Source organism: uncultured Rothia sp. (assembly GCF_963507905.1).
In the GTDB taxonomy this organism is placed as follows: domain Bacteria; phylum Actinomycetota; class Actinomycetes; order Actinomycetales; family Micrococcaceae; genus Rothia.
The window spans coordinates 145710-158657 of the sequence record NZ_CAUOUU010000004.1 but is presented as its reverse complement, the minus strand read 5'-3'; the positions used below and the strand labels follow the sequence as shown (position 1 = coordinate 158657).

General features: G+C 58.9%; 5 protein-coding genes. 3 read left to right on the top strand and 2 right to left on the bottom strand.

All coding sequences use genetic code 11. From position 1 onward, the window contains the following. Positions 1–12 precede the first annotated feature (12 nt). Entirely contained in the window at positions 13–1413 is a 1401-nt protein-coding gene (locus RQ593_RS04310) for an MFS transporter (RefSeq protein WP_297605922.1), read from the top strand. A 143-nt stretch (positions 1414–1556) separates the two neighbouring features. Here the strand turns inward: RQ593_RS04310 and RQ593_RS04305 are convergent, their stop codons facing one another. Both RQ593_RS04305 and mfd read right to left on the bottom strand, forming a co-directional pair. Next, positions 1557–2975 (bottom strand): NAD(P)H-quinone dehydrogenase, encoded by a 1419-nt coding sequence (locus tag RQ593_RS04305; RefSeq protein ID WP_049355047.1) that lies wholly within the window; start codon positions 2973–2975, stop codon positions 1557–1559. A gap of 140 nt (positions 2976–3115) precedes the next feature. Next, the gene (gene mfd / locus RQ593_RS04300) at positions 3116–6865 is read right to left on the bottom strand and encodes a transcription-repair coupling factor (RefSeq protein WP_311449893.1); all 3750 of its coding nucleotides are present in this window, start codon (positions 6863–6865) and stop codon (positions 3116–3118) included. 567 nt (positions 6866–7432) lie between these two features. Between mfd and RQ593_RS04295 the strand changes: the two genes are divergently transcribed. Next, complete coding sequence (locus RQ593_RS04295) at positions 7433–9799, top strand: fibrinogen-like YCDxxxxGGGW domain-containing protein (protein WP_311449892.1); 2367 nt, start codon at positions 7433–7435, stop codon at positions 9797–9799. Positions 9800–10329: 530 nt separating this feature from the next. Continuing rightward, entirely contained in the window at positions 10330–12795 is a 2466-nt protein-coding gene (locus RQ593_RS04290) for a fibrinogen-like YCDxxxxGGGW domain-containing protein (RefSeq protein ID WP_294642749.1), read from the top strand. Positions 12796–12948 lie beyond the last annotated feature (153 nt).

Below are 12948 nucleotides of genomic sequence, written 5' to 3'. Positions count from 1 at the left end.
GGAGTTTTCCTCATGAGCGCCTCTGCACCCGACACGAAAGCGTCTGCTGCATCGGTGAAGAATACGACTCCTCGCAGTCGAGTTATTCTCGCCTCGCTCGTTGGTACCACCATCGAGTTCTACGATTTCTACATTTACGCCACCGCGGCAGTGGCTGTTTTCCCCGTGCTGTTCTTCCCCTCGAAGGACGCAACCACCGAGCTTCTGGCGTCCTTCGCCACCTTCGGCGTCGCCTTCATCGCACGCCCCCTCGGTTCCGTAATCTTCGGCCACTTCGGCGACAAGATTGGCCGTAAGGCAACCCTTGTCGGTGCACTGCTCACCATGGGTCTGGCAACCTTCATCATCGGTCTGCTGCCCACCTACCACCAGATTGGTCTGTGGGCACCGACCATGCTGACCATTATGCGTTTCTGCCAGGGCCTGGGCCTGGGCGGCGAATGGTCCGGTGCGGCACTGCTCGCCAGCGAATATGCTGAGGATGGCAAGCGCGCCCGCGCCGCTATGTGGCCTCAGCTGGGTGCACCCATCGGCTTCGTGCTTGCGAATGGCTTCATGCTGCTGCTGACCAGCTGGATTACCTTCAACTCCGCAACCGACGGCAAGAACCTTGATCACCCCTTCCTCATCTGGGGTTGGCGTATTCCGTTCCTGCTGTCCATCGTGATGGTTGCTGTCGGCCTGTACGTGCGTTTCAAGCTGGAGGAGACCCCCGTCTTCGCCAAGGCTGCCGCTAACAACGAGAAGGTTAAGACCCCGCTCGTTGAGGCATTCAAGGTCGCTTGGTGGCCCATGATTCAGGGTACCTTCATCATGGTTGCATGCTACGTGCTGTTCTACCTGATGACCGCGTGGGTCCTCTCCTACGGTATCGGCAAGGCTGACAAGGGCGGCCTGGCTATCCCCTACCGCGAGTTCCTGATCATTCAGCTGATCTCCATCATTGGCTTCGCGATCTTCATCCCGATCTCGGGTTGGCTGGCTGACAAGTACGGCCGCCGCACCCAGCAGCTGTGGACCACCATCGCTATGGCTGTCTTCGGTCTGTCCTTCGGCCTGTTCATCTCCCCCTCCGTCGTCGGTACCGGTGCAAACGCAAACGCCGCAGTGGTCACCCTCTTCATCTTCATCGGCATGTGCCTGATGGGTCTGTCCTTCGGTTCCATGTCCGCATACCTGCCGGAGCTGTACCCCACCAACGTGCGTTACACCGCCAGCGGTATCGCCTACAACGTGGCGTCCATCCTCGGTGCGGCTCTGACCCCGTTCGTGGCAGTGTGGCTGAACACCTCCTACGGTGTGGCTGCAGTGGGTGGCTACCTGGCATTCGCCTCGATTCTGAGCGTTGTCTTCATCCTGCTCACTCACGAAACCCGTGACGTGGACATGAACGCAGTCAGCACCACGAAGTAAAGCTTCGCGCAAGCTAACGCGTCTCTACGGCAAAGCGGTGGGGGTCGCCTCCTGATTCTTAGGAATTCAGGAGGCGACCCCCGCCGCTTTTGTGCATTTCAGAGATACCGGCTCTCTACAAGCCCAGGGTACCTATGCGCGGGTTACAGGCCGCGAGTGTGTAGCTTGCGTGCCGCCTCAGCAATAGAGCCGGAGAGCGAGGGGTAGACCGTGAAGGTATCCGCCAGGTCGTCCACCGCGAGCTTCTTCTCCACCGCCAGAGCAATGGGGTAAATCAGCTCGGAAGCACGCTGACCAACCACCACACCGCCAATGACAGTGCCGGAGTGGCGGCGAGCAAAAATCTTCACGAAGCCATCACGCATCGCCATCATCTTCGCACGCGGGTTAGTGCTCAGCTGCAGGGTCACCGCGTCACCACGGTAAGCACCCTCGGCAAGGTCCTTCTCACTCACGCCCACGGTCGCAATCTCCGGGGAGGTGAAGATGTTCGCGGCAACCTTATCGGTGCGCAACGGACGTACCGCATCACCCAGGATGTGCGCCATAGCGATACGACCCTGCATCGCAGCCACGGAAGCCAGCGGGTACACGCCCGTGCAGTCGCCAGCGGCGTAAATGCTGTTCACGCTCGTGCGGGACACACCGTCCACCTTAATATGACCGCTCGGGGTCTGCTCCACACCGGCTGCTTCCAGGCCCAAATCTTCAGTGTTCGGAATCGAACCAATAGCCACCAGGCAGTGAGTGCCGGACACCTTACGACCATCCGACAGGGTCACGATGACGCCGGAACCGTCCTCGGTGCGCTCAACAGCCGAAGCACGCGAGCGCGGCATCACTCGCACGCCGCGACGCTCGAAGACGTCCTCCAGCACGCGGGCTGCGTCCTCGTCCTCACCGGGAAGCACACGGTCACGCGAAGACACCAGAGTCACCTTCGAACCCAGACCGTTATACGCCGACGCGAACTCCGCACCGGTCACACCCGAACCAATCACAATCAGTTCCTCGGGAACCTCGCAGAGGTTGTACAGCTGGGTCCAGGTCAGGATGCGCTCACCGTCAGGCATGCCGGTCGCCATTTCACGCGGATGCGTACCCACAGACAGCAACACAAAGTCCGCCTGCAGGGGGTAAACCAGACCCGCCTCGTCAGTTACCTGGACGGTGTGGCGGTCCAGAAGCTTGCCGGTACCGTGAATAATCTTCACGCCCGCAGAAGCCAGGGCGCGCTTAATATCGGCAGACTGCTGCTGAGCCAGGTCGCGGACTCGGCGGTTCACGCGGTCCATATCAACTCGAAGCTGCGGCGCCTTACCCTTCGTGTTTTCGATGCCCAGGCTACCTGCCTCGGAGAAGCGGGTCATCATATCGGCGGTAGCGATCAGGGTCTTAGAGGGCACAACGTCAGTCAGAACGGCGGAGCCACCAATGGCATTACGCTCGATCAGAGTCACGTCCGCGTTGGATGCGGCAGCCACCATCGCTGCCTCGTAGCCACCGGGGCCGCCACCAATAATTACAATTCGCTGAGATGCATAGTTCACCGTTGAAGTCATGCCTTAATTGTGAGCTATGCCGCCTGCGTGGGGCAAACGCACTCGCCGTGCAGATGTGCCATATTGTGGCAATCTGCACGGCGAGCATTTTCTGACGCGGTAGCCCGGTATGACCGGGCGCTCCCCTATTCTTCTAGTCTCTAGTCCTCGAGTGCCTGGGGCTTCTCCGAATAAATCGAGTTAATAAACTTCTCAGCCCACTGCAGCATCGCGCCGTCCACCAGGTCCTTACCGCCCACCGGCATGGTCTTCGGGCGCGGCACCAGCGTCAGCCAGGTATCCATGCCCTTCGGCTGAGCGTGGGTGGACCCCGGGTACACGCGCTTCAGACGCATCTGACGGGACTCCGGCAACGGCGTAGCGGTCACCACGCGAACCTTCGGACCCAGAACCACCAGCTCATGGATACCGGCAGCACGGGCGTGCATACGCACCGTCGCCACGGCAAGCAGGTTCTCTACCGCCTCCGGCAGCTCGCCGTAACGGTCGACCAGTTCTTCGCGAGCCTCCGCAATCTTCTCTTCGGTATCGGCGGCAGCAATCTGGCGGTACGCTTGCAAACGCAGACGCTCCGAATCAATGTAGGTGTGCGGAATATGCGCGTTGACCGGCAGGTCAATCTTCGTCTCGACCTCGCGTTCTTCCTTCTCACCGCGGTAGTTCGCCACCGCCTCACCCACCAGGCGCAGGTACAGGTCAAAACCAACACCTGCAATATGACCGGACTGTTCGCCGCCGAGCAGGTTACCCGCGCCGCGAATCTCCAGGTCCTTCATGGCCAGCTGCAGACCCGCGCCGAGCTCGTTGTGGGTCGCCACGGCCTTCAGACGTTCGTGGGCAATCTCGCCGAGAGTCTTGTCCACCGGGTACAGGAAGTACGCGTAGGCGCGCTCGCGGCCACGACCCACGCGTCCGCGCAGCTGGTGCAGCTGGCTCAGGCCGTAGTTCTGGGCGTGGTCCACAATGAGCGTGTTCGCGTTCGAAATATCCAGGCCGGTCTCCACGATGGTCGTGCACACCAGCACGTCAAAGCGGCGCTCCCAGAAGTCCACGATAATCTGCTCCAGGCGCGACTCACTCATGCGGCCGTGCGCGGTGGCGATGCGCGCCTCCGGCACGAGCTTGCCGATTTCGGCGGCAACATCGTCAATGTCAGCCACGCGGTTGTGCACGAAGAACACCTGTCCCTCACGCATGAGCTCGCGACGAATCGCGGCCGTAATTTGGCTGTCGGTGCGCGGGCCCACGAAGGTCAGCACGGGGTGGCGTTCCTCGGGGGCGGTCGCCAGGGTGGAGGTCTCACGAATACCGGTTAGCGACATTTCCAGGGTGCGCGGAATCGGGGTTGCACTCATGGCGAGCACGTCCACGTTGGTGCGCATCTGCTTGAGCTTCTCCTTGTGCTCCACGCCAAAGCGCTGCTCCTCGTCAATAATGACCAGGCCCAGGTCCTTGAACACTACGCTGTCGGAGAGAATGCGGTGGGTACCGATCACCACGTCCACCGCGCCGGAGGCGATTTCTTCGGTAATCTGGCGGGTTTCCTTCGCCTTCTGGAAGCGGGAGAGCACGCGAATCTTCACGGGGAAGCCAGAGAAGCGCTCGCTGAACGTCTCGTAGTGCTGCTGGGCGAGCAGGGTCGTGGGCACGAGCACCGCGACCTGCTTGCCGTCCTGTACCGCCTTAAACGCGGCACGTACGGCGACCTCGGTTTTGCCGAAGCCCACGTCGCCGGAGATGAGACGGTCCATGGGGATTTCTTTCTCCATGTCCTCCTTTACCTCGTGGATGGCGGTGAGCTGGTCGGGAGTCTCGTTGTAGGGGAAGGACTCTTCCAGCTCTCGCTGCCAGGGGGTGTCTGCGGCGAAGGCGTGACCACGCGAGGCCTGGCGTGCCGAGTAGAGTTTCACCAGGTCGGCGGCGATTTCCTTGACTGCCTTGCGAGCGCGGGACTTGGTCTTAGCCCAGTCGCTGCCGCCCATCTTGGACAGGCTCGGGTTCTCGCCCCCCACGTAGTTGGAGATCAAATCCAGCTGGTCGGAGGGTACGAAGAGGCGGTCGGGCGCACCACCGCGCTTGGCGGGGGCGTACTCGATGACAAGGTATTCCTTCATGGGCTGCACGCCGTTGACCGGGGATGCACCAGCAACCGGGCGGGAGGTCATCTCGACGAACCTGCCGATGCCATGGCGTTCGTGCACCACGTAGTCACCGGGATTCAGCGCGAGCGGGTCGACGGCGTTGCGGCGGCGGCGCGTCTTGAATTTCTGTCCTGCGGCGCCTCGGGGTGCGTAGGTTCCGCGGCGGCCGAGTAGTTCGGCTTCGGTGAAGACGGCGAGCTTAGCCTCCTCGATAAGGAAACCTGCGGAGGCGGGTGCCTCGCAGACCTCGACGATGCCGTGTTCGAGGTCGCCGGCGGGGTCGGCTTCGAGGCTGGTTCGGCGGGCTGCGGGTACGGCGGGTGCCCCTTCGCCGGAGTGGAAGAGGTCGATGAGTCGGTCGGTGGAGCCGCGGCCGTTGGTGAGGGCGAGGACGGTCCACTGTTGCTGGATGAGGTCGCCGACCTGGCTGAGCATGCGTTCGACGGAGCCGTTGAATGCGGTTGCGGGGGTGGCGTTGACGGTGTAGGTGTCGATTCCGTCTTCGATGGCGTCGGCGATGCTCTGGTTTTCGAGTGCGCCTGCGGCGGCGTCTTCGAGCAGGTCTGCGTCGGTGACGAGTTCGGTGATTTCCCACCAGCTGAGTTTGTCTTCGAGTGCCTGTGTGGTGGTTTGGTCGATGGTGCGGAATCCGCTGTCGCTCATGCGGAGCTGTCCGAGGTCGATGGGTGCTACTGCGTCGGCTTCTGCGGAGGTGTCCCAGGCGGCGGCGAGGAATTCTTCGTTGGTGGCGACGAGGTCTTCGGCGCGGGCACGCACACGCTCGGGTTCGACGTTGATAATCATGGACCCAGCCGGCAGTAGCTCGGTGAGGGTGTTCATGGATTCGATGAGTAGCGGGGTGAGTGATTCCATGCCTTCGACGTAGATTCCGCCGGCAATCTTTTCGAACATAGTTGCGGCTGCCGGGTAGTCGGCTTTCAGGCGTGCGGCGCGGCTCATGACCTCGGGGGTGATGAGCAGTTCGCGGCAGGGCAGCAGGGTGAGTTCGGTGAGCTCCTCTCCCCCGCTGAGGGTGCGCTGGTCGGCGACGGAGAAGTGGCGCATTTCGTCGAGTTCGTCGCCAAAGAATTCGAGGCGCACGGGGGTAGTTGCGGTGGGCGGGAAGACGTCGATGATGCCGCCGCGTACGGCGTATTCGCCGCGCTTGGCAACCAGGTCTACGCGGGAGTATGCGGCGTCGTTGAGGCCGCGCACCACATCCTTGAAGGGGTATTCTTCGCCACGAACCAGGTGCACGGGTTCGAGCTTTTCGATGCCGGTGACGATGGGCTGGATGACGGCACGCACGGGCGCGATGACGACCTGCGGGCGGTTAGCCGCATCCCCGGTCATGGCGCGCAGTACCTGCAGGCGGCGGCCTACGGTGTCGGAACGCGGTGAGAGGCGTTCGTGGGGCAGGGTTTCCCAGGCGGGGAAGAGCGCGATGTCGGCGGCAGGCAGGTAGGAGCGCAGCGCTGCGGCGAGGTCTTCTGCCTGGCGGTCGGTGGGGGCGATGATGAGGCTGAGCGCTTCACCGGTGGCACCGCGTACTGCGGTGGAGATGTCTGCGATGAGTGCGGCGTGGGTTCCAGCAACTGCGCCGATGAGGGTGCGTGCACTGCGTTCGCTGGGCTGTGCGGAGGCGGCGGTGCGGATCGCCGCCCAGTTACTGAGTTGGTTGAGGGTGTTCAGGAGGGGCTGCAGGGGCGCCTCGAGGGGCTGTGCGGTAGATTTTCGGGTGGTGCTCACGGGTTCTCCTGAATCTGCGGTCCTCGGGGTTGGCGGGTTTGCCGGTTTTGGCGAGTATGCCAGTAATGTGTGCCGTGTTGGGTACGTACCTGCGTGAGGTTGGGTACCCGAGTGGTTTTGCCTTTATTTCACGGTGCTTTTGTGTGTTTTGGGGTGTTTTTTGCGGCTTTTCCATTGTAGGACTTGTCTGCTTTTTCTGGCATTTTTCTCTTGTACTCTTCTGTGACGGAATATATTCCTTTTTGCACTCGATTGTCGCTTTCGTGGGTGATATTTGAGTATGGTTTTCTTCCGTGTCTGTTCCTGTGCCACAACGTTCATCGCATGGGGCGCAAATCACACACTCACGGGCATCTTTGCACTTTGTGCACCATTATTTTCACAGCTTAATCCTGTACCCTAATCATTAACGCTTACAGAAAAACCAGACAGTATATCCCCTTCCGGATTCTGTTTACCTCTTCCAACCAACCTCAGGTTTTCAGTATTTACTGCGGTTTTTCTAGTGCGCTAAATTCACCGTATCTTTCGATGTTTCTTCCGGAACGTCGCATCAGAAAGACGCATATGACAACCACATACACGAACAAACCCGCTGAAAAGCGCCATGCCCATTCATGGTCTGCTAAGAAGTGGGGTGCTTTCGCACTCGCTTTTGGTACTGCTTTTACTGCGGCACCTCTTACTCCTACTACTCCCGCCTCGGCTGCGACCGGAACCCATGACGGTTCCAGCAGCGATAAGGCGGCTGCTTCCTGTTACGAGGTCAAGCAGGTTAATCCTTCCGCCTCCTCTGGCACTTACTGGCTGTACACCCCGCAGATGAGCGGTCCGGCGCAGTTCTACTGCGATCAGGAAACTGATGGCGGCGGCTGGGTCATGATTGGTCGCGGTCGTGAGGGTTGGACCGAGTCTTACAACGGCACCGGCGACCCGAACCAGCTGCATCAGAACCCCACGGGCCCTTCTGCTTTTACCCCGGTCCAGCTTCCCGCAAACACTGTCGATGCGCTGCTGAACGGTATTAAGCCTCAGGACCTTCCCGACGGCATGCGCCTGCACCGTGCCCACAATGCAAGGGGCACCCAGTGGCAGAACGTTTATGTTCAGCGTCCTCAGACTGAGCAGTGGACCTGGGCAATGAGCTACGGTCAGCGCTGGGGCACCGTGAAGTTCACCGGTGCCGGTATTAACCGCACCGCTCATATGGGTCGTCATGCTTCGGAGATGGCTCCGGGTATTACCACCAGTTCTGTTCGTTTCTTCGCGAACCCGAACCAGGGCTACCAGATTGGTTTTGCGTACGGTGCGCTGGTGAACTTCGGTAATGAGAATCCGGATTCATACATTTACCAGAAGCGTGGTTCCGCTGGTTACTCCATCCCCTTTACTCAGGTGTTCCTGCGTCCGAAGCTGACTCAGCGTGACTTGAACTTCTCGCAGATTGGTTCTGGCTCTGCCGCCAGCAACCGTCGTGCTCTGCCGAATAGCTACACGATGCCCGTTCGTTGGCGCACCAGTGAGCAGACTGGCACCGGCAAGAAGAACGAGATGAACACCTACGTTCAGGCTATTACTCAGGTGGGCGACACCGTCTTCACCGGTGGCGACTTCAAGTATGTGGAGTCGGCTGGTGGCGAGCGCGTGGACCAGTCGTACCTGGCGGGCTATAACGTGGATTCGGGCGAACTGGTTCGCTCTTTCCGTCCGACTTTCAACGGTCAGATTAAGGCTCTTGAGGCTCTGCCGAATAACCGTCTGGCGGTTGGTGGCGAGTTCACCGAGGTTAATGGCGAGAAGGTCAACCACTTCGTCATTCTGGATGCAACCACCGGCCAGATCGACCGCACGTGGGATCTTCAGGTTCAGCGCCGTAATGGCGATGCAGTTCAGGTGAAGACCCTGCTGGTTCAGGATGGTTACCTCTACATTGGCGGTAACTTCACCCACGTGAAGGGCAACACTTCTAAGGCGTACGCTTACTCTCGTGGTGCCGCTCGTATTAATCTTTCGAACGGTGCGGTGGATTGGAACTGGCGCCCGAACTTCAACGGTACGGTCAACGGTATTACCGCTGCATCCGATAACTCGACTGTTCACGCTGCGGGTTACTTCACTGAGCTGAATAACCAGCGTGCCTTCCGCCTGGCTGCGCTGAATGGTTCTAACGCTTCGAACATTAAGTGGGAGTGGGAGCCGTCGCTGAAGCTGAACATTACTGACCGCATTGTGTACGCGTTCCAGTTCGATGTTCAGGATGCCGGCTCGACCGTGTGGACTGCTGGTGCTGACCACCTGATTGCGAACTACTCGAAGAACGGTTACGGCCGTATCTCCACCGCGATTTCTAAGTACGGTGGCGACTGGCAGGATCTGCACCTGAGCGGTAACACCATTTACGGTGCGTGCCACTGCGGTGACGTTCTCTTTGAGGGTTCTACCGGCTACCACACCTACTGGAAGGAGTCGAAGGCGGTTCACCGTATGCGCCTGGTCGCAGCGTTCGATAAGGACAGCGGCGAGGTTGTTGGCGAGTTCAGCCCGGTTCTGAAGGGTGCTAGCGGCTACGGAGTGTGGGAGTCCTTCGTGGATTCTCGCGGCAACCTGTGGGTTGGTGGCGACATCAACCGTTCGCTGGGTGCTAATGGTGAGCAGCGCACTGTCGGTTTTGCTCGCTTTGCGGCTCGCGACATCACTCCCCCGTCGACTCCGTCGAACCTGTCGGTTCAGCGTGATGGCTCGACCGATAAGCTGTCCTGGTCTGGCGTTCGCGAGGTGGGCACCCGTTACCAGGTGCTGCGTGATGACCGTGTGATTGCTACGGTCTCGGGCACCAGCTACGAGGTTGAGCACACCGATGGCGCTCGCTACTACGTGCGTTCCATCGATGCGTCTGAGAATTTCTCGGCTTCTACGGGAGCTGCTCAGGCTTAGGTCAGGTTGCTGATCTAGTTTCTTTGAGCCGCCGCCTGATTCGGGCTCTGCAGGGTTTGCGGGGTCCGGATCAGGCGGTGGTGCACCCGGGGTGTATGCCCCCCCTATAGTTTTGGTTTGGTCCGGATTTCCCAGTTTGCTATCTCTTCGCCCCTGTGGCGGCTATGATGGGTTGGGATTCATTGCGTCGGATGGGTTGCTTCCGTCCTTTTCGATGATGGGCTGAATCTTTGTCTGTGGTGTTTCTTCGCTGTTGGTACGGCAGGGGAGGCTTCACAGATTTTTAGCGTTCCGCTTCGTACGGGTGCGTTGCCATTGTTGGCTTCGTGCCTGATGTTGTGGGGCGTATTCATTCAATTTCCGATAACTACACTCACTGATTCCGGCAGCAGACTCGCTGTTAGTGCAGTTCATACCGCTTCTTCTTTCCCCGATGCGTGGTCACTATGCTGTGCCTTGTGTTGGGTGGGTGTTGCTGTGTGAATTGCATTTTTCTGCTATGTGCCGGTTGAGGTCTCTAGGAGAGACAAATGAATTTTCTTCCGTTCACGCGTGGAGGGCGTTCGCAGGGCGTTGCTTCCTCCGCTTTTGAGGGCTCTCGCGTAGCTTCTCGTTCTGGTTCCCGCGCTTTGGGTGCGGCGGCGGCTTCTTTTGCGATGGTTGCGGCTTCTTTGGGCCCAATTGCTTCGGGCGCTCAGGCTGCTGATGCGCGCTACTACGATGGTTCGTCGAGCGAGCGAGCCGCAGCCAGCTGTTGGGAGGTTAAGCAGAATAATCCGCAGGCTAAGAGCGGCGCTTATTGGCTGTACACTCCTGCGATGAGTGCTCCTGAGCAGTTCTATTGCGATCAGGAAACTGAAGGTGGCGGCTGGGTCATGATTGGCCGCGGTCGTGAGAGCTGGACCGAGAACTACTACGGTCGTGGTAACGCTGACCAGCTGTATAAGAACCCTACCGGTTTTGATGCGGTGCAGCTTCCCTCGAATAAGGTGGATGCTCTATTGAACGGTAGTCGCCCGCAGGATTTGGCGGATGGCGTGCGTTTCCACCGTTCGTTGAATGTTGAAGGAACTAAGTGGCAGGATTTCACCGCTAAGCGTGTGGCAAGCCCCCAGTGGTCTTGGTCTTTGCGTGCGAGGATGTACTGGTCTGATATTACGATCAAGAACCCTTACCCCTACACTCGTTATAACTATTCTTCCCGCGAGTCGCAGATGGGTCGTATTTTCTCCCATGATGCGTACGACTTCCGCGGCTTGTACTTTGTGGAGCAAGCCTCTCAGGGATATAAGCAGGGTTTCTCGTATGGTGTGCATGCCCAGATTGGTAACTGGCTGACTGCGTACAAGATGAACAACCAGTCCTCGTACATTTACCGCCCGGCGAATGATACAAACCCTCCCCTGGTATTCACTCAGATGTTCTTGCGCCCGAAGGTGACTCAGAACGATTTGGCGGCTAAGGGTCTGCACGCTTACGGTCAGCAGGGTGCTCCGGCAAGTAATCGCCGCGCACTACCCAATAGCTACTCTGAGAAGTGGAAGTGGCGCACCAGCGCTGACACCGGCACCGGCAAGAAGGGTGAGATGAACACCCAGGTTGAGGCTATCACCGAGGTTGGTGGCGCTGTCTTTACCGGTGGCGATTTCGCGTACGTTGAGTCGGCAAGCGGCGAGAAGGTTGAGCAGGCGTTCCTGGCGGGTTACGAGGTGGGTACCGGCGAGCTGCGCCGTTCCTTCCGCCCGAAGATTAACGGTCAGGTGAAGTCCGTTGAGGCCCTGCCGAACGGTCTGCTTGCTGTGGGCGGTTCCTTCACCCAGGTGAACGGTGAGTACTACAATGGCTTCGTGATTCTGGATCCGCAGACCGGTCAGATCGCTAAGGACTGGGATATCCGCCCGGTGAGCCGCATTGCTTCTGTCCCGGTGCAGATTAAGACTCTGCATGTGCGTGATGGTTACCTGTATATTGGTGGCTCCTTCACTCACCTGAAGGGTCAGACCTCCCCCACTTATGCGTACGCTAGGAACCTGGCTCGCATTAAGTTGAGCAATGGCGAGGTGGACTGGAACTGGCGTCCGGTCTTTAACGGTACGGTCAACGGCGTGAGCGCTTCTGAGGGCAACACCGATGTGTACGTCGCTGGTTACTTCACTCAGCTCAATGGTGCTGAGGCTTTCCGTATTGCACACATGAAGTCGGGCTCTCAGAAGGGCAGCAATTGGAACCACCAGCCTTCGTATATTCCTGAAGGTGCCCGTCTGAATGATCTGAAGAATGAGCGTCTGATGTGGGGCTTCCAGTTCGACGTTCAGGATGCTGGTTCTTCGGTGTGGCTTGGCGGTACTGAGCACATGATTAGCCGTTACGATAAGGCAACCATGCGCCGCACGTATAGCGCGATTACTCGTGAGGGTGGCGATTTCCAGGATCTGCACCTGAACGGCAACACTATTTACGGTGCGTGCCACTGTGGTGATTACATCTACCAGAACTCAACTACTTGGGAGAAAGCGTGGGAGAGTGCACAGGATGCTCAGACTATTCGCCTGGTAGCTGCCTTCGATAAGGACAGCGGCAAGATGCTGCCGGAGTTCGCACCGATTATGAGCGGCGCGTATGGCTACGGTGTGTGGGAGTCCTTCGTGGATTCTACTGGCACTCTGTGGGTTGGCGGCGATATCCGTAAGTCACTGGGTGCTAATGGTGTGCAGCCGACTATTGGCTTCGCTCGTTACGCACCTCGCGATGTGGCTCCTCCGGTTACCCCGAGCAACCTGAAGGTGACGAAGAACGGCTCGAAGGATCAGCTGACTTGGTCGGGTATTTCCGAACGTAATGTGAAGTACCAGGTTCTGCGCGATGATCGTCCGATTGCAACGGTGACTGGTACGAGCTATTCGGTGGACCACCGCGACGGCGCCCGATACTATGTGCGTGCGGTAGATACTGCGGATAACTATTCGGCAAGTACCGAGGCAGTTCAGGCGGCATAACCCCTCATCAGGACGATATGCACTTTTATGACAAAGAATTTTAGTGACGTTCGTCCTATAGTCCCGGGCTGGTTTTATAACCAGCCCGGGACTTTTTTGCACATAGTGAATCTATTTCATTCATTTACATGAAGGTTTTTTCAGCCAGAGATA